Below are 19,787 nucleotides of genomic sequence, written 5' to 3'. Positions count from 1 at the left end.
CAGGCCGGACAGGCATTATAAAAAGGGCGCCTAATGGCATCTTCGGACATGATGGCGGCCGGGCAGGGCAAGACCTGGCTCGGCCACCCGCGCGGGCTGTATCTGCTCTTCTTCGCGGAAATGTGGGAGCGTTTCTCCTATTACGGGATGCGCGCGATCCTGATCTTCTACCTGACCAAGCATTTCCTGTTCGGCGAGGACAAGGCCTACCTCCTCTACGGGGCCTACACTTCGCTGGTGTACATCACGCCGGTGATCGGCGGTTATCTGGCCGATCGTTTCCTCGGCCCGCGCAAGGCGGTGACGGCGGGCGGCGTGTTCATCGCCATCGGCCATTTCCTGATCGCGATCACCGAGGGGCCAGGGGGGCAGCAGCCCTTCTTCCTCAACGGCTTCTACCTCGCGCTCGCCAGCATCATCGTGGGCACCGGCTTCCTGAAGGCCAACGTCTCCGTGCTGGTGGGCGAGCTCTACCCCCGTGACGATCATCGCCGCGACCCGGCCTATTCGATCTTCTATATGGGCATCAACATGGGCGGGATGCTGGGCCCGATCGTCTGCGGCCTGCTGGGCGAACTGTGGGGCTGGAGCTGGGGCTTCGGCGCGGCCGGCGTCGGCATGCTGCTTGGCCTTGCCGGCTTCGTGTGGCTCAAACCCTGGCTGCTGGGCAAGGGCGAGCCGCCGGCACCGCAGCAACTGCGCCAGCGCACCGCAGCCGGCCTCAATCGCGAATGGACCATCTATCTCGGCGCGGCGCTCGGCGTCGTCGCAATCTGGGGCGTGATCCGCTATGCCGAACTGCTGGGCTATGCGCTGCTCATCTTCTCGGCCCTCACGATCCTCTACATCGTCTGGCGCAGCGTGATGACGCTGCCCCGCGTCGATCGCGACCGCATGTTCGCCGCGCTGTTCCTGATCGCGCTCAATCCGCTCTTCTGGGGCCTGTTCGAGCAGACGGGCTCGTCGCTCAACATCTTCACCGACCGCAATGTGGACCGATCCATCTTAGGCTGGGAAGTCCCAGCTTCGCTGTTCCAGTCGGTCAATTCCATCTTCATCATCCTGCTCGCGCCGCTCTTCGCCGTGCTCTGGACGATTCTCGACAAGCGACGGCTGGAACCGTCCTCGCCGGCCAAGTTCGGCATCGGCCTCATCCTGTGCGGCGCGGGCTTCCTGATCCTCGTCGCGGGTGCGGCCATGGCGGGGCAAAGCCTCACGCCCGTCATCTTCGTCTTCCTCATCTACCTGTTCCACACCATGGCCGAACTCTGCTTCTCGCCGGTGGGCCTGTCCGCCATGACGCGGCTGTCGGTGTCGTCGATGGTCGGCCTCGTCATGGGCACCTGGTTCCTCGCCATGGCGGCGGGCAACTTCATCGCCGGCCTCATCGCGCGCGCCACCGGCAGCGGGGAGGCGGGAAATGTCACTCAAGTCCTTGACGTCTATACGCAAATAGGATGGTTCTCGGTCATAGTCGGGGGCGTGGTGCTGCTGCTGTCACCCTTCGTCACGCGCATGATGCATCTGGACAGCATCGGATTGGAGGAAAAGGCATGACAGGGGGCAACAGGGGCTTGATGCTGCTGATGGCGGCGTTGCTGGCGAGCGCCGCGACCCCGCTGGCGGCTAAGAAGGAAAAGGAAACGCCGCCTTCGCAAGGCTCGTCCGCCGAGCCGGAAAATCCCTATCCCTCCACCTACAAGCCCTATCCGGGCCGCCCCACCGTGCTGCGCGGCGCGACCATCTTCGACGGCGAAGGCGGCCGCATCGACAATGGCACTGTCTTCCTCTCGGACGGCAAGGTGACGGCGATCGGCGGCCCCGACACGCCGATCCCCGCCGATGTGCTGGTAATCGACGCGCAGGGCAAATATGTTACCCCCGGCGTCATCGACATCCACAGCCATCTGGGCGACTATCCTTCGCCGGGCGTGGAGGCGCTGTCGGACGGCAACGAAGCGACCTCGCCTGTCACACCGCACGTCTGGGCCGAGCACAGCATCTGGCCGCAGGACGCCGGCTTCACCCGCGCGCTCGCCAATGGCGGCGTCACCACGCTCCAGATCCTGCCGGGTTCCGCCAACCTTTTCGGCGGGCGCAGCGTGACGCTCAAGAACGTCCCCGCCCGCACCATGCAGGGCATGAAGTTCCCCGGCGCGCCGCAGGGCCTCAAGATGGCGTGCGGCGAAAACCCCAAGCGCGTCTATGGAGCGAAGGGCCGCGAGCCTTCCACCCGCATGGGCAACATGGCGGTCAACCGCCAGACCTGGATCAAGGCGCGCGAATATCAGAAGAAGCGCGCTGCGGGGAAGGATCAGACCCGCGACCTTGCCATGGAGACGCTGGCCGACACCCTGGAGGGCAAGATCCTCGTCCACAACCACTGCTATCGCGCGGACGAGATGGCGAACGTCATCGATATGAGCAAGGAGTTCGGCTATAAGGTCGCCGCCTTCCACCATGCCGTGGAAAGCTACAAGATCGCGGACCTGCTGCGGGAAAACGGCATCTGCTCGGCCCTGTGGGGCGACTGGTACGGCTTCAAGATGGAAGCCTATGACGGCATCAAGGAAAATATCCCGCTGGTCCACCGCGCCGGCGCCTGCGCCATCGTTCATAGCGACGATCAGGACGGCATCCAGCGCCTCAACCAGGAAGCGGCCAAGGCGCTGGGCGCGGGTCGCCGCATGGGCATCGACATATCGGACGAAACGGCATGGACCTGGCTCGCCATCAATCCGGCAAAGGCCATGGGCATCGCGGAGCGCACCGGCAGCCTGAAGGTCGGCAAGATGGCTGACGTCGTGCTGTGGAACGGCGACCCGTTCAGCACCTACACGCGGCCTGAAAAGGTCTGGATCGACGGCGCGCTGATGTTCGATAGCGCCAATCCGAAGATGCGGCCGGTGGTCGATTTCGAACTGGGCCAGATCGGATCGGGAGACGTGAAATGAAGAAAACTCTCTCCCTCATCCTCGCCGCATCGCTGGCGAGCGTGTCCGCCCCGGCTTTCGCCCAGTCCATCGCCATCATCAACGCCACGCTCGCCATCGGCGACGGGTCGGAGCCGATCAAGGGCGGCACGGTCGTCATAACCGCAGGCAAGGTCGTCGCCGCCGGCGCGGGGGTCGCTGTCCCGGCCGGCGCGAAGACGCTCGACGCCGGGGGCAAATGGGTGACGCCCGGCCTCGTTTCCGGCTTCTCGCGCGTGGGCCTAGCCGAAGTGCCGGCCGTGCGGGAGACGAACGACACCCGCGCCGCGCGCTCGCCCTTCTCGGCGGCGATCGACGTCGCACCCGCGATCAACCCGCTCGCCAATCCCATCGCCATCAGCCGCACCGCCGGCATCACCCGCGCCGTGGTCGCGCCCGCCGCCGCCGCCTCGATCTTCGCGGGGCAGGGCGCGGTCATAGACCTGGGCGCGGACATGAACCCGGTCACGAAGGCGCGCGCCTTCCAATATGTCGAAATGGGGGAGGAAGGATCGGCTGAGGCGGGCGGCAGCCGCGCGGCGATGATCCTGACCTTCCGCATGATGCTGAAACAGGCGCAGGATTATGCGAAGGCTCCGGCTGCCTATGATGGCAACAGCCGGGACGCGCTGCTCAACCGCGTCGACGCCGAAGCGCTGGTGCCCGTTGTCACTGGCGCCACCCCGCTGATGATCCATGCCGAAAGCGCGCGCGACATCCTCGCCGCGCTCGCCGTGCGACAGGAGTTTCCTGCACTCAAACTCATCCTCGCCGGCGCGACCGAGGGCTGGATGGTGGCGAGCCAGATTGCCGCTGCGAAAGTGCCGGTCATCACCGCCGGGCTTGAGGATCTGCCCTCCAGCTTCGAAAAGCTCGCCGCCACGCAGAGCAATGTCGGCCGGATGGTGAAGGCGGGCGTCACCGTCTCCATGGGAATGCTGACCGGCGACGACGCGCTGCAACTGCGCGCCGCGACGCAGCAGGCGGGTAACATGGTCGCACTGACGAAGGTGCCGGGCGCGACGGGCCTCAGCTGGGGACAGGCGCTGCGCACCATCACCTCTGCGCCTGCCGAGGCGATGGGTCTTGGCGACCGGTTCGGTTCGCTGAAGGCCGGGCGGGCCGGCGATGTCGTCCTGTGGGACGGCGATCCGCTGGAAATGACCTCGGCCCCGGTCGGTGTCTGGATCGACGGGGTGCAACAGCCGCTCGACAACCGCCAGACCCGCCTGCGCGACCGCTACGCCAACCCGGCCGAAGGCGCGCTGCCAAAGGCTTATGACTGGTGAGAGGAGAGGGGGCCAAGCCGCCCCCATCCGCAGCCGCTGATCCGTCCGATGCCTGTCCTATCCGGCCTCCCGGCGCTATGGCCGACATAGGCTCAAGGGTCACGACGGACATCCCGGAAATGTCCAACATAGGACATTCAATGTCGCGTTCTGCGGGACATATGCGAAGTTAAGCGGCGGAAATCCTATTTGTCGGTCGCGCCCCACAGGTCGCTCGCCTTCGCATAGCCGCGCTGTCCGTGCACGTCGATCGCGCACCAGCCGCCGCCGCAATCGGACAGCCGGCCCACCACGCCGCGCTCCGCCCGGAACAGCGTCCGCGCCCCGTCGCTGGCGGATTCGCGCATCGGCGCTTCGCCCACCCGGACGATCGCGGTCGCCGTGTCGCTCAGCAGGCGGACATGCATCCATCCCTGCACCCCGTCGGGATCTTCGACCTTGCGCCACTGGCCCAGCACCTGCACCACCTTCACCGGCAGGTCGCGGCGGCGATAGACCCAGTTGGACGGGTAATCCAGGCTCGGCCCCACGCGCATCCGCGCCTCGTCCTGCGATATCGACGCCCAATAAGGGGTCGGCTTCGCCGGAGCCGCCACCGCCGCGCCGGCCGCAGCCATCAGTCCCAGTGCGGCCACGCCTGCCCATATCCGCTTCATGCGCACCTTGTCGCCGCTGTCCGTCATACCGCCGTCCATAGCGCCTCCCGCCGGGCCGCGACAGTCTTTCCATGCGCCGCCGCGCCATATCCGCTTGACCCGTGCCACGCCGGGGAATAGCGGCGGGGCATGGCCCCTCAATCGCGCCCCGCCAAGCCGCGCGTCATCGTCACGCGCCGCCTGCCTCCCAATGTGGAAGCGCGCATGGCGCAACTGTTCGACGCCAGCTTCAACGTGGGCGATGCGCCGATGAGCCGGGCGGAACTGGCCCGCGCCATGAGCCGGTGCGACGTGCTGGTGCCCACCATCACCGACCAGATCGACGCCGCGCTGATCGACGGCGCGTCCGACCGCCTGCAACTCATCGCCAGCTTCGGCAGCGGCGTCGACCATGTCGATCTTGCCGCCGCCCGGCGGAAGGGGATCATCGTCACCAACACGCCCGGCGTTCTGACGGAGGACACGGCCGACATGACGATGGCGCTGATCCTGTCGGTGCCGCGCCGTCTGGCGGAGGGTGAGAAGCTCGTTCGTGCCGGCGAGTGGCGCGGCTGGAGCCCCTCGGTCATGCTCGGCCACCGCATTGGCGGCAAGCGGCTGGGAATCATCGGCATGGGCCGCATTGGCCGCGCCGTCGCCCGTCGCGCCCGCGCCTTCGGCCTGTCCATCGCCTACCACAATCGCAATCGGTTGCCTTTCGAGGTGGAGCAGGAACTGGAAGCCCAATGGCATGGCGACGTCGATGGCCTGCTGGGCGAGAGCGACATCCTGTCCATCCATTGCCCGCTCAACGCCGACAGCCGTGCGCTGATCGACGAACGGCGCATCGGGCTGATGCGCCCCGACGCCTATCTCATCAACACGTCCCGCGCGGAAATCACCGATGAGCGCGCCCTCGTCGCCGCGCTGGAGGAAGGGCGGCTCGCCGGTGCGGGGCTGGACGTCTATACCCACGAACCGGCGGTCGATCCGCGCCTGCTGGCGCTGCCCAATGTCGTGCTGCTGCCGCATATGGGCTCCGCGACGTTCGAGGGGCGAGACGCGACCGGCGCGCGCGTCATCGCCAATATCCGTACCTGGGTCGATGGCCACCGCCCGCCCAACCAGGTGCTCGAAGGCTGGGTCTGATCCGTTGCGCGGCTGGAACATCGCTCCGGCCCGTCCGTTGGCGACACATCTGCTCCACGGAAGGACTTTCCCATGATCAAGCTCGCGATCATCTCGCTCGTCATCGCGGCCGTGCTGGCATTGCTCGGCTTCGGCGGCGCGGCCGGCACCTTCGTCGGCATCGCCAAGATTCTCTTCTTCATCGCCCTGGCGGTCTTCGTCCTGTTCCTGGTGCTGGGCATCCTGGCGGGCAAGGGCGTCAAGGACGCGATCGACTGACGCCCATGGAAATCGGTGCTGGAGTGGACGAGACCGGCAGGCTGCTGCGTGATGAGGCCGGCTTCCTGCTCCAGCGCGATTCCGGCGGCAGCTACCGGTTGGTGCTGCTGCGCGTGCCGGTCGATCATGTCGAAAAGCGGGTGCGGGTGAGGGGCTTCTACGCCGGGGACGGCATCGTGGAGGCGGACGGCGTGGCGCCCGCCTGATCCTCTTGCCAAACGAGCCGCAACGCGCGAACCATTGCGTCCATGCGTAAGATTCTGTCTCTCCTCGTCGCCGTCGCCATCCCCGCACTGGCGCAGGCCCAAAGCCCGCAGGGCGACCTCGCTAAAATCATCGACGACCATTGGGCCTGGTATCTCTCCACCCATCCCGTCGAGGCCACGGCCAGGGGGGTGCGCACCTATGACGATCGCATCGGCGACATGTCGCTTGCCGCCCGCGACGCGCAGATCAAGGCGGAGCAGGGTTTCGCCGCCCGGCTGGAGGCGGTCGCGACCGATGGCCTCACGCCTGCCGACCGTGTGAACCGCGACGTGCTGCTCTGGATGCTGCGCGAGGATATCGACGGCGACCGGCACCAGGCCGAGCGGCTCATGCTCTTCACCACCTATTATGGCTGGCATCAGGGCTTTTCCGGCATGGCGGACGGGCTGCCCTTCTACAATCGCGCCGATTATGACAGCTATTTGAAGCGCCTCGCCCTTTATCCCAAGATGAACGGCGACGCGCTCGCCATCACGCGGCAGGCGATCGACGGCGGCTATGTCCAGCCCTGCTCCGTGCTGAAAAACTATGCATCGACGATCAGCGGCATCGTCGATGGCAAGCCGGAGGACACGCGCTTCTACGACCCCTTCAAGCGCGCCAGGCCTCGCGACATCAGCGACGCCGACTGGTTCGCGATGCAGGCGCGCGCCGTCACGCTGATCCGCGACGTCCTGACGCCCGAATATCGCAAGTGGCACGACCTTTTCGTCACCGACTATCTGCCCCATTGCCGCAAGAGTGACAGCGCCTCCGCTCTGCCCGGCGGCGCGGCCTGGTATGCGGCGCGGGTGAAGGCGCACACCACCACGGACCTGACGCCGGACCAGATCCACCAGATCGGTCTCGATGAAGTCGCCCGCATCGCCAAGCGCATGGACGAGATCGCGGCGAAAGCCGGCTATCCCAGCCGTGCCGCCTACATCCAGCATCTGCGCACCGATCCGTCCTTCTATGCCAAAACGCCGGAGGAACTGCTGCGCGTCGCAGCGCGGCAGGCCAAGTCGATCGATGGCCTGCTGCCCCGCTATTTTGGCACGCTTCCGCGCCTGCCCTATGGGCTGAAAGCCATTCCGGCGGCGGAAGCGGAAGGGACGACCACCGCCTATTATATGCCCGGTGCGCCCGAACGCGGCATATCCGGCACCTATTTCGTCAACACGTCGAAACTCGACCAGCGGCCCTTCTGGGAACTGCCCGCGCTCACCGCGCACGAGGCCGTGCCGGGCCACCACAACCAGATCGCGCTCCAGCAGGAACTGCCCCTGCCGCCCTTCCGCAAATATCTTGCCGGCTTCACCGCCTATGTCGAAGGCTGGGCGCTCTACACCGAATATCTGGGCGAGGAGATGGGCCTCTATGACACGCCCGAAAAGATGATGGGTCGCCTGTCCTACGAGATGTGGCGCGCCTGCCGCCTGGTGGTCGACACCGGCATTCACGCGAAGGGCTGGGACAAGGCGAGGGCCGTCGCCGTCATGCGGGAGAAGAGCGCCCTGTCGGACGCGAACATCGATGCGGAGGTAAACCGCTACATCAGCTGGCCGGGCCAGGCGCTCGGCTACAAGCTGGGAGAGATCAAGATTCGCGAGCTGCGGACAAAGGCCGAAGCCGCATTGGGGCCAAAATTCGACCTGCGCCGTTTCCACGACGCCGTGCTGGCGCAGGGTGCAGTTCCGCTGACGGTGCTGGAAAGCCAGATCGACGGCTGGATCGTGGCGGAGCGGGCGCGGTAATCAGGCGATCGGCAAGCGATCCCGCAACTGGGCCCGCGTGGGGCCGGTCACGCTCCATCCCCGATAACCCAGGTCGATCGGCAGCGCGGTTTCGCAGCAGGCGCATTCCGCCATGATGCGCCCCACCAGCCATTGTCGCTCGCCGCAGGTGGGGCAGGGGATGGCCCGGCCGGGCCGGTAGGACAGCATCGGCGCGTACGCCTCCGCCGAAGAAGCCGATATGGTCAGCGTCATGGGCATGTCCCCCTCGTTACATGCGCCAAACGTCCCGACACGAAAATGTTTCCGTCTTGGTAGCGCTACCGGGCGGAAATCCCTCACGGCGGCGGAAACAGGCCCTTTTGTCCATTTGACTTGGCCCTCTCAATCTGTATGGCACCGCAGCATCGGGACATACCTGCTTCGACCAGCGGTTGGGGCGCTTTGCCCGCCACCTTGCCTCAACCGGCGAGCTTCTGGTGGAATCGCGTCATCCGCTGGCCGGGCCATGCGAGGAGACGCACATCTTATGACCGCCATCGGACAGGACACTCTGGGCACGCGCGACACGCTGAACGTCGGCGGCAAGGACATCGCCTATTATTCGCTGAACAAGGCAGCCGCCAAGCTGGGCGACGTATCCCGCCTGCCTTTCTCGATGAAGGTGCTGCTCGAAAACCTGCTCCGGTTCGAGGATGGCGTCACCGTCACCACCGACGACATCCAGGCGATCGTCGATTGGGCGAACGACCGGGGCAAGTCCGAGCGTGAAATCCAGTATCGCCCCGCGCGCGTGCTGCTGCAGGACTTTACCGGCGTTCCCTGCGTCGTCGACCTTGCCGCCATGCGCGACGCGATGAACGCGCTGGGCGCCGACGCCGGCAAGATCAACCCGCAGGTTCCCGTCCACCTCGTCATCGACCACTCGGTCATGGTCGATGAATTCGGCACGCCCAAGGCGTTCGAGCAGAATGTGGAGATCGAATATCAGCGCAACATGGAGCGCTACGACTTCCTGAAATGGGGCAGCAAGAGCCTCGCCAATTTCTACGCCGTGCCCCCCGGCACCGGCATCTGCCATCAGGTGAACCTCGAAAATATCGCGCAGGCCGTCTGGTCGAGCGGAGACGCCAGCGGTGCGCTGGTCGCCTATCCCGACACCTGCGTCGGCACCGACAGCCACACCACGATGATCAACGGCCTGGGCGTCCTTGGCTGGGGCGTCGGCGGGATCGAGGCGGAAGCGGCCATGCTCGGCCAGCCCGTCTCCATGCTCATCCCCGAAGTCGTCGGCTTCCGCTTCACTGGTGAACTCAAGGAAGGCGTGACCGCGACCGACCTCGTCCTCACCTGCACCCAGATGCTGCGCGCTCGCGGCGTTGTGGGCCGTTTCGTCGAATATTTCGGCCCCGGCCTCGCCAGCCTGTCGCTGGCCGATCGCGCCACCCTCGCCAACATGGCGCCCGAATATGGCGCGACCTGCGGCTTCTTCGGCATCGACGACAAGACGCTCGACTATATGCGCCTCACCGGCCGCACCGAGGAGAATATCGCGCTGGTCGAGGCCTATGCGAAGGAGCAGGGCTTCTGGATCGACCCGGCGGTCGAACCCGTCTTCACCGACACGCTCGAACTCGACCTCGCAACCGTCGTCCCCAGCCTCGCCGGCCCCAAGCGCCCGCAGGATCGCGTCGCGCTCCCGGAAGTCGATGACGTGTTCAACGCCGACATGGAAAAGACCTATAAGAAGGCGCAGCAGCGCGTCCCGGTCGAAGGCAAGGATTTCGACATCGGCGACGGCGACGTCACCATCGCCGCGATCACCAGCTGCACCAACACGTCGAACCCCGGCGTCCTCGTCGCCGCCGGCCTCGTCGCCAAGAAGGCGAACGAGCTGGGCCTCAAGCCCAAGCCCTGGGTCAAGACCAGCCTCGCGCCGGGCAGTCAGGTCGTCACCGACTATCTGGAAAAGGCGGGGCTCCAGAGCCATCTCGACGCCATCGGCTTCAACCTCGTCGGTTATGGCTGCACCACCTGCATCGGCAACTCCGGCCCGCTCGCTGAACCGATCAGCAAGGCAATCAACGACAATGGCCTCGTCGCCGCCGCCGTGATCTCGGGCAACCGCAACTTCGAAGGCCGCGTGTCGCCTGACGTGCGCGCCAATTTCCTCGCCTCGCCGCCGCTGGTCGTCGCCTATGCGCTCAAGGGCACGGTGATCGAGGATTTCATCACCACCCCTATCGGCACCAGCAAGGACGGCGAAGCCGTCTATCTCCGCGACATCTGGCCGACCAATGACGAAGTCGCGACCACCATGGCGGGCTGCATGGATCGCGGCATGTTCCAGGCGCGCTACGCCAATGTCTACAAGGGCGACGCCCACTGGCAGGCGATCGAGGTGACCGGTTCGGACACCTACACCTGGCGCGCCGGTTCGACCTACGTCGCCAACCCGCCCTATTTCGAGGGGCTGAGCATGACCCCGGCGCCCGTCACCGACATCGTGGACGCCAAGCCGCTCGCCATCTTCGGCGATTCGATCACCACCGACCACATCTCGCCGGCCGGCTCGATCAAGGCGGACAGCCCGGCGGGCAAGTGGCTGCAGGAGCATCAGGTCAGCAAGGCCGACTTCAACAGCTACGGCGCGCGCCGCGGCCATCATGAAGTCATGATGCGCGGCACCTTCGCCAACATCCGCATCAAGAACCAGATGCTCGACGGCGTCGAAGGCGGCCTGACGCTCTACAAGGGCGAAATCATGCCGATCTACGACGCGGCGATGGCGCACAAGGCGGACGGCACGCCGCTCGTCGTCATCGGCGGCAAGGAATATGGCACCGGCTCCTCGCGCGACTGGGCGGCGAAGGGCACCAACCTGCTCGGCGTCCGCGCCGTCATCGTCGAAAGCTTCGAGCGCATCCACCGCTCGAACCTCGTCGGCATGGGCGTCCTCCCGCTCCAGTTCAAGAATGGCGAAACCCGCGAGACGCTGGGCCTCAAGGGCGACGACAGCTTCACCATCGAGGGCGTGGCTGACCTGAAGCCCCGCCAGGACGTGACCGTCAACGTGACCCGCGCCGACGGCTCGACCTTCAGCTTCACGGCGCTCTGCCGCATCGATACCGTCAACGAACTGGATTATTTCCTGAACGGCGGCATCCTCCAGTACGTGCTGCGCAAGCTCGCGGCCTGATCCAACAGGTAAAGGCGTAAGTGGAAAGGGCTTCTCCCCAATGGGAGGAGCCCTTTTCCTTTGAGCATGGGGCGGTTGCGCTGCGCATCAAGCCCGCGATAGCCGCCGTTGAAGACAGTCAAGAAAGGCTCGCCTTGTACCGCGTGCCTCTCGCGCTACCAAGATACGGAAATGAAAACCGCTCTTATCGTCCGTCACGTTCCGCGGGAAGGCGCTGCGGGCTATCTCCAGCCGATCGAAGCAGCCGGCTACCGGATAGACCGGATCGACGTCGCCAGTCCCGACTTCCCAGGCGTCGATCTGTGTCATCCCGACCTGCTCATCATGATGGGCGGGCCGATGGGTGTTTACGAAACGGACATCCACCCCTGGATCCCGACCCAGATCGAAAAGCTCGCCGCGCGCCTTGCCGCCGACCGGCCGACTCTCGGCGTGTGCCTGGGCAGCCAGATGATCGCCGCGGCGCTGGGCGCGTCCGTCTATCCCGGCGGCCATATGGAACTGGGTTTCGCGCCCGTCAGCCTCAATGCCGCCGGGCGCGGCTCGCCGCTGCGCCATATCGATGGGGTGCCAGTCCTCCACTGGCATAGCGACACGTTCGACTTGCCCGCCGATGTCGAACTGCTCGCGTCCACCGATCATTATCCGCATCAGGCGTTCCGGCGCGGCGCCAACCTGCTCGCCCTCCAATTCCATGCGGAAATGGGGGAGGATCCGCGCTTCGAGGATTGGCTGACGCATTTCTGGGCGGACCTGGACACCGCCCGCCAGTGCGTCCACGCGCTGCGGCAGGATCATGACCGCCACGGCCCTTCCGCGGTCGCTGCGGGCAGGGCGATGATTGCGCAATGGCTGGCCGGCATCGAAACAAAGGCTTGATCTCGACCCCGAGTTGCTTTCTAGTCTGACAAATGAGGATGAACTGGAAAGCGAGCCGCCGCGATCTCATCGCCGGCGGCGTGGCGGGACTGACGGCAGCGGCGGCTGCGTCCACTGCACATGGTCAGGCAGGGGCGAAGCGCGCCATGCTCGCGCCGCGTCCGCCGATGGGCTGGAACAGCTGGAACAGCTTCGCCACCACCATCACCGAAGCCCAGGCGCGCGACATCGCTACCATTATGTCGGACAAGCTGCTGCCGTTCGGTTACGACGTCTTCACCGTCGACATCCAATGGTATGAGCCGGAGGCGTCCAGCTACACCTATAATGCGGCGCCAAAGCCGGCCATGGACGCGTACGGCCGGATGATCCCCGCTCCCAACCGCTTCCCCTCCAGCGCCGGGGGCAAGGGCTTCGCCCCGCTGGCGAAGGCGGTCCACGATCTCGGCCTCAAATTCGGCATCCATGTGATGCGCGGCGTCCCCCGCGCCGCCGTGGAGCGCAACCTGCCCATCCTCGGCACCCGCTACCGCGCCGCCGACATCGCCGACAGGAAGAGCATCTGTTCCTGGAACCCGGACATGTATGGTGTCGACATGCGCCATCCCGGCGGTCAGGCCTATTATGACAGCATCTTCCGCCTCTATGCCGACTGGGGCGTCGATTTCGTGAAGATGGACGATATGAGCCGCCCCTATGACGCCCACGCGCCGGAGATCGAGGCTGCGCACAAGGCGATTCAGGCGACGGGCCGCCCGATCATCCTCAGCCTGTCGCCGGGAGAAACGCCCGTCATCCGCGGCGACCATGTCCGTCGCTTCGCGCAGATGTGGCGCATTTCAGATGATTTCTGGGACGAATGGCCGATGCTGGAGGCGCAATTCACGCGCCTTGAAAACTGGACGCCCTATCGCGGCCCCGGCAGCTGGCCCGATGCCGACATGCTGCCGCTCGGCCGCCTCGCGCTGGGCGAACGCGACACGCGCTTCACCCCGGACGAGCAGCGGACGCTGATGACGCTCTGGGCCATCGCCCGCTCGCCGCTCATCATGGGGGGCGACCTGCGCCATCTCGACGCCGCGACGCTGGCCTTGCTCACCAACAAGGAGGTTCTCGCCGTCAATCAGGCGAGCCGGGACAATCGCCCCCATTTCGTCGAGGATTTCATGCGCATCTGGTCGGCTCGGCCGGAGGACAGCGCCGATCATTATCTCGCCTTGTTCAACACCGGCGACAAGCCGCGCGAGGTCGGCCTGTCCCTGCGCGATCTTGGCATTGCCGGGCCGGTGTCCGTCCGCGACCTGTGGGCTGGCAGGCCGCTCGGCCGCCAGACCGGGCGTGTCGCTGTCACCCTGCCGCCGCACGGCAGCGCGCTGTATCGCCTGAGCTGAGCGCCCTTTACTGCCGCGCGACCGCGCTCTGGTCGCGAATCGCCTTGAACTCCGACCCGGCTTTCCACTGGGGCCAGCGCGTCGATCCCGCCAGATCGCGCCCGATGTCCAGCATCAGCCCGACATCCTGCGCCGCGCCGTCGAGCTTCCACGTCTCGTCCACCGCGTCACAGGCCTGATGATAGCATTGGCCGGTATAGACATCGACCCAGGCCTGTCCCGCCGTCCTGCCGCCTTCGACCAGGTCGGACGCGCCAGCGATTCCCATCAGTAGAAGGACCGGCACGCCGCGCTTCGCCATCGAAAAATGGTCGGCGCGATAGAAAAGGCCGCGTTCCGGCAGGCTTTCCTGCGTCACGACCCGGCCCTGCTGCGCGGCGAAGCGGGCCAGATCGTCCTCCAGCGTGTCCTGCCCCTTGCCGACCAGGATGACGTCCTTCGCCTTGCCTGCGGTCTGGAGGATGTCGATCGTCAGGTTGGCGACTGTCTTGTCGAGCGGCCAGACCGGGTTTGCCGCATAATGTTCCGACCCCAGCAGTCCGCGCTCCTCCGCCGTCCAGGCGGCGAACAGGATCGACCGGTCGGGGGCAGGGCCGGCCTTGAAGGCGCGCGCGATCTCGAACAGGGATGCGATGCCCAGCGCATCGTCATTCGCGCCCGCGCGATACACGCGTCCCTTGGCGTCCGGCGCACCCTTGCCATAGGCATCCCAGTGCGCGCCATACATCACCGTCTCGTCCGGCCGCTTGGCGCCCGGAATGCGGGCCAGGACATTGGCGCTCTTCACCACTTCCTGCGCTACCGGGAAAGCGGCGGAGAAGGTCGCCCCCTTCAATTCCAACGGCCGGAAAGACTTCGACCGCGCCTGCTTCCGCAAGGCCGTCAGGTTCAGCCCCGCGCCGGAAAACAGCGCATCGGCTGCCGCACCCTCGATCCAGCCCTGCACCTGAAGGCTGGTGATCTTGTCCGCCGCGCGCACCAGGTCGTAATTCTCGCCGCCGGGGCTGACCACGACATTCCAGCCATAGCCCGCGCCGGGCGTGTCATGCACGATCAGCGCGCCGACAGCGCCCCGCCGGGCCGCTTCCTCGAACTTGTATGTCCAACGCCCATAATAGGTCATGGTGCGCCCGCCGAACTTGCCGGCGGCGTCCTCGCCCTTGGCTGCCTCGAAATCCGGGTCGTTGATCAGGAAGACGGCGACCTTACCCTTCAGGTCCACGCCCTTGAAATCGTCCCAGCCGCGTTCCGGCGCGGACACGCCATGGCCCACGAACACCAGCGGCGCCTTGTCGACCGCGACGCTGTCCTTGGGCTGAAGCGTCGAAAGATAGACCTGCTTGCCGAAGGTCCAAGGGGTCGCGGACCCGCCCTGCGCCACGCCCAGCCCTTGCGCCGCCCCCAGCTTCGTGTGGAGCAGCGGCACGGTCTGCACCCATTGGCCGTCCGGCCCGCCCGGCTCCAGCCCCAGCGCCTCGAACCGCGCGACGAGGTAGCCGATCGTGCGCTCCTCGCCCACCGTGCCGGGCGCACGGCCCTCGAACAGGTCGGATGCGAGCGTACGGACCGATCGTTCCAGCCGCTGCGGCTCGATGGTCTGGGCGTGGACAGCCGAATGGAAGGGCAGGGCGGCGGTCAGGGCGGCGATCAGGCCAAGCGTGCGTATCGTCATGCCCCAGCCCTTACGCCCCGTAGTCTAAGGGGGGAAGGGGGCTTTAGAACTCCGTCTCCAGCTCGATCAGTTCGTCCGGCTCGGCGCGCGCGGCCTCGATCCACTCGCGCATCAGCGGCCAGGCGTTGATCGTCTGGCAATATTGCGCTGCCCGCTGCGACAGCGGCACGGCATAGGTCAGGAAACGCTGCGCCACCGGCGCGAACATCGCGTCGGCAACCGTGGGCCTGTCCCCGAACAGCCAGGGGCCGCCATAGCGTTCCAGACATTCTTCCCAAATGGTCTCGACCCGCTCGATGTCGGGTTTCGCCCCTGAAAAGATCGGGAAGCGCGCATGGCGCACCTTCAGGTTCATCGGCAGGGCGGATCGCAGGTTGGTGAAGCCGGAATGGATTTCGCCCGACACCGACCGGCAATGGGCGCGGCCGATCCGGTCCGCCGGGTACATGCCGGCATCGGGGTAAAGCTCGTGCAGATATTCGGCGATCGCCAGCGTGTCCCACACGCTCGCGCCCTCATGCGTCAGTCGCGGCACCAGGACGGACGGGGACAGAAGCAGCAATTCCGCCCGGTTATCCGGATTGTCGAGTGCGACCATCTTCTCGCGCACGTCCAATCCGGCGAGCCGGCAAAGCAGCCATCCCCGCAAGGACCAGGACGAATAATTTTTACTCGACAGGGTGAGTTCCGCGATAGCCATGGCCGTCCTCCCGCTGATCCGATTAACTCACATTTATGATGATGCAGTGCAACACAAAATGCCTGTATAGCGTTTTGGTCGAAGATCGATTCGATTCATGGGTTCAATATAAGGCAATTTTGCGACGATGCGGATGCTCTACAGCGGCTATCAGGCGTTTAACGACATGCTGGCCCCGGCGCGCCTGGGCGCGGAATGGGCGCTGGGCCTGCGCGATCGCATGGGTCCGATGGCCGATTGGGCGATGCCGCGCCGCATGTTTGCGCTGATGGACGTGTTCCAGGGCGCGAAGCTGACGCATACGCGTCCCGGCTACGCCATCGACATGGTGCAGAGCGGCAACGCGCAGGTGGCCGTGCGGGAAGAGGTCGTGCTCGACATGCCGTTCGGCAACCTTCTCCATTTCGCGAAGGACGATGTCGAGGCGGCGCAGCCCAAGGTGCTGGTCGTCGCGCCCATGTCCGGCCATTTCGCAACCTTGCTGCGCAGCACGGTCGCAACATTGCTGCGCGATCATGATGTGTACATCACCGACTGGAAGAATGCGCGTGACGTCCCGCTGGAGGCGGGACGGTTCGGCTTCGACGAATATGTCGATTATGTCATGACCTTCCTGCGCGACCTGGGGCCGGGCTCCCACCTGGTGTCCGTGTGCCAGCCCTGCGTCCCCGCGCTCGCCGCGGTCGCCCTGATGTCGGAGGACAAGGACGAAGCGACGCCCCGCTCGATGACGCTGATGGGCGGGCCGATCGATCCCAATGCAGCGCCCACCGCCGTCAACGATCTGGCTAATGAAAAATCGATCGAGTGGTTCGAAGAGAATCTGATTTCGGTCGTGCCGTTCCGCTTCGCCGGGCGCGGCCGCGAAGTCTATCCGGGTTTCCTGCAACTCTCCGCCTTCATGTCGATGAACATGGACCGGCACAGCGCCCAGCACCGCGAACTCTACCAGCTGCTGGCCGACGGCCGGACCGCCGAAGCCGACAAGATCAAGAATTTCTACGGCGAATATTTCGCGGTCCTTGATCTGACGAAGGAATTCTACCTCGAAACCGTCGACATGGTGTTCCAGCGGACGCTGCTGGCCAAGGGCGAACTGACGGTGCGCGGCCGCAGGGTCGATCCCGGCGCGATCCACCGCACCGCGCTGCTCACCGTGGAAGGCGAGCGCGACGACATCTGCGCCGTGGGCCAGACCTCCGCCGCCCATGCGCTCTGCTCGGGCCTGCGCCCGCATCTCAAGCGGCACCATCTGCAACTGGGCGTCGGCCATTACGGCGTCTTCTCCGGCAGCAAATGGGAAAAGCAGATCTATCCGCAGGTGCGGAACATGATCCTCGCCATGAACTGACCCCCCCGCGTCCGGGCGGGACTCCTCCCGGTGCGGAAGAGGACGCGTCAGAGGAACTGCCCGCCCTTCATGATCCGCCGTACCCGGCCCTGCACCGGCAGCCGGTCGAACGGCGTGTTGCCCGCGGCCGCCGCCATCCTGCCGGAATCCACGATCCACGGCACATCGGCATCGACAAAGATCAGGTCCGCGGCAGCATCGCTCGTCAAGCTGCCCGCATTCACCCCCAATATCCGCGCCGGATTGGCCGACAGCAGCGCCATCAGTCGCCCCATCGACACCAGCCCGTCCCGCACCAGATTGAGCGACAGCGCCAGCAGCGTCTCCGCCCCCGCCATGCCCGGCGCTGCGTCGGCGAAGGGCAGGCGCTTGTCCTCCGGCCCGCGCGGGTCATGGCTGGATGTGATGACATCGACTGTCCCGTCCGCCACTGCGGCCAGGCTCGCCTGCCGGTCCTCCTCGCTGCGCAAGGGCGGGGACAGGCGCGTGAAGGTCCGGAAATCCGTCACCGCCTGGTCGTTCAGGAACAGGTAGGCGGGGCTGATCCCGCACGTCACCCGCAATCCTTCCGCCTTGGCGGCACGGATCAGGTCGAAGCCGGCCCTTGTCGTCACCAGCCGGAAATGGATGGTCGCGCCGGTCTGCCGCACCAGCATCAGGTCGCGCGCGATCGCCATCGCCTCGGCGCAGGCCGGCGCGTGGGGCAGGCCAAGGCGCGTCGCCGTCTCGCCGCTGGTCGCGACCGCCTTGGCCGTCAGCCCGCCATCCTCCGCATGGGCGATCACCGTCAAGCCCAGCCCGCTGGAATAGGACAGGATGCGCAGCATCACGCCCGAATCCGCGATCCACTGCCGCCCGGTGCCCACCGCCTTCGCGCCCGCCGCCTGCATCAGGCCGATCTCGGCCATCTCATGGCCAGCCAGCCCCCGCGTCGCCGCCGCGATCGGATGCACCCAGAAATCGGGCTTGCCCGCCCGCGTCGCCTGCCGGATGAGGCCCACCTCGTCCAGCGGCGCGCTCTGGTCGGGCATCAATGCCGCGCGCGTGATCCCGCCAAAATGAAAGGCCGGCTTGTCCGTCGCGAACACGCCCAGATCGACCAGGCCCGGCGCGACCACCAGCCCCTGCGCATCGATCCGCTCCGCGTCGGACGGCACATCCACCGTGCCCGCCGCGACGATCCGGTCGCCCTCGATCAGCACCACGCCAGGGGCAGGCGCATCGCCCGCCGGATCGGCCAGCAGGCCGTTGACGATCGCGATACGGCTCACGCCCATCCCTTGTTCCTTCTCGGTCGGGACGCTCAAGACCATCCCTCCACGCCGCGCGCGCCGCGCGTCAGCACGTCCAGGCACGCCATGCGCACCGCCACGCCCATCGCCACCTGCTCGGTAATGGCCGACCGCTCCGGATGGTCCGCCACCGAACTGCTGATCTCCACGCCCCGGTTCATCGGCCCCGGATGCATCACCAGCGCGTCGGGCTTGGCTTGTCCCAGCCGTTCCGGCGTCAGGCCGTACAGCGCATGATATTCCCGCGCCGACGGGATGAAGGCGCCGTCCATCCGCTCGTTCTGGAGCCGCAGCATCATCACCACGTCCGCGCCGTCCAGCCCCTCGTCCATGCGGGTGTAGGGCGTCGCGCCCAGCATCTCCACCTCCGGCGGGAGCAGCGTGGGCGGCGCCACCGCGCGCACCTGCGCCCCAAGCGCTGCAAGGCACAGCATGTTGGACCGCGCGACCCGGCTGTGCAGCACATCGCCGCAAATCGCGACCACCAGCCCCTCGAAGCTCCCCTTGCGCCGGCGGATGGTCAGCGCGTCGAGCAGCGCCTGCGTCGGGTGCTGGTGCCATCCGTCGCCCGCATTCAGCACCGGGCAGTCCACCTTGTCCGCGATCAGCGCCACCGCGCCCGAACTGGCATGCCGGATCACGATGACGTCGGCGGCCATGGCATTCAATGTCATCGCCGTATCAATCAGCGTCTCGCCCTTCTTCACGCTGGATGTCGCCGCCGCCATGTTGACCACGTCCGCGCCCAGCCGCTTGCCCGCAATCTCGAACGACAGCAAAGTCCGCGTGCTGTTCTCGAAAAAGGCGTTGATCTGCGTCATTCCGGCAAGGCGATCGTCATGCTTGCGCGCCCGGCCCTGGTTCGCCTGCGCCCATTGTTCGGCTTCGTCCAGCAGGAAGCGTATTTCCCAGGGCTTGAGGTCCGCGATCGACAGCAGATGCCTGTGCGGAAACAACGCCCGCCCGCTAAGGTCAGGGGCGGCGTCGGGAATGAAGATGTCGGGCATGAGCCGGTGCT

Annotated in this window: 17 protein-coding genes; 11 read left to right on the top strand and 6 right to left on the bottom strand. The window is 66.2% G+C overall.

Annotated features, from left to right (window positions below):
• Positions 1 to 33 precede the first annotated feature (33 nt).
• The 3 genes from ACFQ24_RS00670 to ACFQ24_RS00660 are packed head-to-tail and all read left to right on the top strand — an operon-like array spanning position 34 to position 4,261.
• Positions 34 to 1,557 carry a peptide MFS transporter gene (locus ACFQ24_RS00670; RefSeq protein ID WP_380908345.1) on the top strand — a complete coding sequence of 508 codons (1,524 nt, stop codon included), beginning with the start codon at positions 34 to 36 and terminating at the stop codon, positions 1,555 to 1,557.
• Positions 1,554 to 2,954, top strand: coding sequence for an amidohydrolase (locus ACFQ24_RS00665; protein ID WP_380908343.1), 1,401 nt, complete (start codon positions 1,554 to 1,556; stop codon positions 2,952 to 2,954). The genes ACFQ24_RS00670 and ACFQ24_RS00665 overlap by 4 nt, the downstream gene beginning before the upstream one ends.
• A complete protein-coding gene (locus ACFQ24_RS00660; protein ID WP_380908341.1) occupies positions 2,951 to 4,261 on the top strand; it encodes an amidohydrolase family protein in 1,311 nt (436 codons plus the stop codon). Before ACFQ24_RS00665 ends, ACFQ24_RS00660 begins: the two co-directional genes overlap by 4 nt.
• 185 nt (positions 4,262 to 4,446) lie before the next feature.
• On the opposite strand, the gene ACFQ24_RS00655 is transcribed toward ACFQ24_RS00660, so the two are convergent.
• Entirely contained in the window at positions 4,447 to 4,944 is a 498-nt protein-coding gene (locus ACFQ24_RS00655; protein ID WP_380908339.1) for an SH3 domain-containing protein, read from the bottom strand.
• A gap of 102 nt (positions 4,945 to 5,046) precedes the next feature.
• On the opposite strand from ACFQ24_RS00655, the gene ACFQ24_RS00650 reads away from it, so the two are divergent.
• From ACFQ24_RS00650 to ACFQ24_RS00635, 4 genes are all read left to right on the top strand, one after another.
• Entirely contained in the window at positions 5,047 to 6,045 is a 999-nt protein-coding gene (locus ACFQ24_RS00650; protein WP_380908337.1) for a 2-hydroxyacid dehydrogenase, read from the top strand.
• Positions 6,046 to 6,117: 72 nt separating this feature from the next.
• Complete coding sequence (locus tag ACFQ24_RS00645; protein WP_373934121.1) at positions 6,118 to 6,303, top strand: DUF1328 domain-containing protein; 186 nt, start codon at positions 6,118 to 6,120, stop codon at positions 6,301 to 6,303.
• A 5-nt stretch (positions 6,304 to 6,308) separates the two neighbouring features.
• Positions 6,309 to 6,509 (top strand): DUF5818 domain-containing protein, encoded by a 201-nt coding sequence (locus ACFQ24_RS00640; RefSeq protein WP_380908335.1) that lies wholly within the window; start codon positions 6,309 to 6,311, stop codon positions 6,507 to 6,509.
• Positions 6,510 to 6,551: 42 nt separating this feature from the next.
• Positions 6,552 to 8,306 (top strand): DUF885 domain-containing protein, encoded by a 1,755-nt coding sequence (locus ACFQ24_RS00635; protein ID WP_380908333.1) that lies wholly within the window; start codon positions 6,552 to 6,554, stop codon positions 8,304 to 8,306.
• Here ACFQ24_RS00635 and ACFQ24_RS00630 read toward each other — a convergent pair whose 3' ends face one another.
• Complete coding sequence (locus ACFQ24_RS00630) at positions 8,307 to 8,546, bottom strand: hypothetical protein (RefSeq protein ID WP_380908331.1); 240 nt, start codon at positions 8,544 to 8,546, stop codon at positions 8,307 to 8,309.
• Between the two features lie 268 nt (positions 8,547 to 8,814).
• Between ACFQ24_RS00630 and acnA the strand changes: the two genes are divergently transcribed.
• The 3 genes from acnA (at position 8,815) to ACFQ24_RS00615 (ending at position 13,754) form a co-directional block, all read left to right on the top strand.
• Entirely contained in the window at positions 8,815 to 11,484 is a 2,670-nt protein-coding gene (gene acnA, locus ACFQ24_RS00625; protein ID WP_380908329.1) for an aconitate hydratase AcnA, read from the top strand.
• 171 nt (positions 11,485 to 11,655) lie between these two features.
• Positions 11,656 to 12,363: a glutamine amidotransferase gene (locus tag ACFQ24_RS00620; RefSeq protein WP_380908327.1), complete on the top strand. Its 708-nt coding sequence runs from the start codon at positions 11,656 to 11,658 to the stop codon at positions 12,361 to 12,363.
• Positions 12,364 to 12,401: 38 nt separating this feature from the next.
• Entirely contained in the window at positions 12,402 to 13,754 is a 1,353-nt protein-coding gene (locus tag ACFQ24_RS00615; RefSeq protein WP_380908325.1) for a glycoside hydrolase family 27 protein, read from the top strand.
• A 7-nt stretch (positions 13,755 to 13,761) separates the two neighbouring features.
• On the opposite strand, the gene ACFQ24_RS00610 is transcribed toward ACFQ24_RS00615, so the two are convergent.
• Both ACFQ24_RS00610 and ACFQ24_RS00605 read right to left on the bottom strand, forming a co-directional pair.
• On the bottom strand, positions 13,762 to 15,426 hold the full coding sequence (locus ACFQ24_RS00610; RefSeq protein ID WP_380908323.1) for a M28 family metallopeptidase: 1,665 nt from the start codon (positions 15,424 to 15,426) through the stop codon (positions 13,762 to 13,764).
• A 43-nt stretch (positions 15,427 to 15,469) separates the two neighbouring features.
• A complete protein-coding gene (locus ACFQ24_RS00605; RefSeq protein WP_380908321.1) occupies positions 15,470 to 16,126 on the bottom strand; it encodes a glutathione S-transferase in 657 nt (218 codons plus the stop codon).
• 127 nt (positions 16,127 to 16,253) lie between these two features.
• Here ACFQ24_RS00605 and ACFQ24_RS00600 point away from each other — a divergent pair, with 127 nt between their 5' ends.
• Positions 16,254 to 17,477: a polyhydroxyalkanoate depolymerase gene (locus ACFQ24_RS00600; RefSeq protein ID WP_380908319.1), complete on the top strand. Its 1,224-nt coding sequence runs from the start codon at positions 16,254 to 16,256 to the stop codon at positions 17,475 to 17,477.
• Positions 17,478 to 17,524: 47 nt separating this feature from the next.
• Here the strand turns inward: ACFQ24_RS00600 and ACFQ24_RS00595 are convergent, their stop codons facing one another.
• Positions 17,525 to 18,748 carry a dihydroorotase gene (locus ACFQ24_RS00595; RefSeq protein WP_380908569.1) on the bottom strand — a complete coding sequence of 408 codons (1,224 nt, stop codon included), beginning with the start codon at positions 18,746 to 18,748 and terminating at the stop codon, positions 17,525 to 17,527.
• 32 nt (positions 18,749 to 18,780) lie between these two features.
• On the bottom strand, positions 18,781 to 19,776 hold the full coding sequence (locus tag ACFQ24_RS00590) for an aspartate carbamoyltransferase catalytic subunit (RefSeq protein ID WP_380908317.1): 996 nt from the start codon (positions 19,774 to 19,776) through the stop codon (positions 18,781 to 18,783).
• Positions 19,777 to 19,787 lie beyond the last annotated feature (11 nt).

The sequence above is a fragment of the Sphingobium olei genome (assembly GCF_042678845.1).
GTDB classification, from domain to species: Bacteria; Pseudomonadota; Alphaproteobacteria; order Sphingomonadales; family Sphingomonadaceae; genus Sphingobium; species Sphingobium olei.
The sequence above is the reverse complement of the archived record's forward strand: the minus strand, read 5'-3'. Positions and strand labels throughout refer to the sequence as shown.

Coding starts and splice junctions, on each gene's coding strand:
- ACFQ24_RS00670 (WP_380908345.1), top strand. CDS start 34: ATGGCATCTTCGGACATGATGGCGGCCGGGCAGGGCAAGACCTGGCTC.
- ACFQ24_RS00665 (WP_380908343.1), top strand. CDS start 1,554: ATGACAGGGGGCAACAGGGGCTTGATGCTGCTGATGGCGGCGTTGCTG.
- ACFQ24_RS00660 (WP_380908341.1), top strand. CDS start 2,951: ATGAAGAAAACTCTCTCCCTCATCCTCGCCGCATCGCTGGCGAGCGTG.
- ACFQ24_RS00655 (WP_380908339.1), bottom strand. CDS start 4,944: ATGACGGACAGCGGCGACAAGGTGCGCATGAAGCGGATATGGGCAGGC.
- ACFQ24_RS00650 (WP_380908337.1), top strand. CDS start 5,047: ATGGCCCCTCAATCGCGCCCCGCCAAGCCGCGCGTCATCGTCACGCGC.
- ACFQ24_RS00645 (WP_373934121.1), top strand. CDS start 6,118: ATGATCAAGCTCGCGATCATCTCGCTCGTCATCGCGGCCGTGCTGGCA.
- ACFQ24_RS00640 (WP_380908335.1), top strand. CDS start 6,309: ATGGAAATCGGTGCTGGAGTGGACGAGACCGGCAGGCTGCTGCGTGAT.
- ACFQ24_RS00635 (WP_380908333.1), top strand. CDS start 6,552: ATGCGTAAGATTCTGTCTCTCCTCGTCGCCGTCGCCATCCCCGCACTG.
- ACFQ24_RS00630 (WP_380908331.1), bottom strand. CDS start 8,546: ATGCCCATGACGCTGACCATATCGGCTTCTTCGGCGGAGGCGTACGCG.
- acnA (WP_380908329.1), top strand. CDS start 8,815: ATGACCGCCATCGGACAGGACACTCTGGGCACGCGCGACACGCTGAAC.
- ACFQ24_RS00620 (WP_380908327.1), top strand. CDS start 11,656: ATGAAAACCGCTCTTATCGTCCGTCACGTTCCGCGGGAAGGCGCTGCG.
- ACFQ24_RS00615 (WP_380908325.1), top strand. CDS start 12,402: ATGAACTGGAAAGCGAGCCGCCGCGATCTCATCGCCGGCGGCGTGGCG.
- ACFQ24_RS00610 (WP_380908323.1), bottom strand. CDS start 15,426: ATGACGATACGCACGCTTGGCCTGATCGCCGCCCTGACCGCCGCCCTG.
- ACFQ24_RS00605 (WP_380908321.1), bottom strand. CDS start 16,126: ATGGCTATCGCGGAACTCACCCTGTCGAGTAAAAATTATTCGTCCTGG.
- ACFQ24_RS00600 (WP_380908319.1), top strand. CDS start 16,254: ATGCGGATGCTCTACAGCGGCTATCAGGCGTTTAACGACATGCTGGCC.
- ACFQ24_RS00590 (WP_380908317.1), bottom strand. CDS start 19,776: ATGCCCGACATCTTCATTCCCGACGCCGCCCCTGACCTTAGCGGGCGG.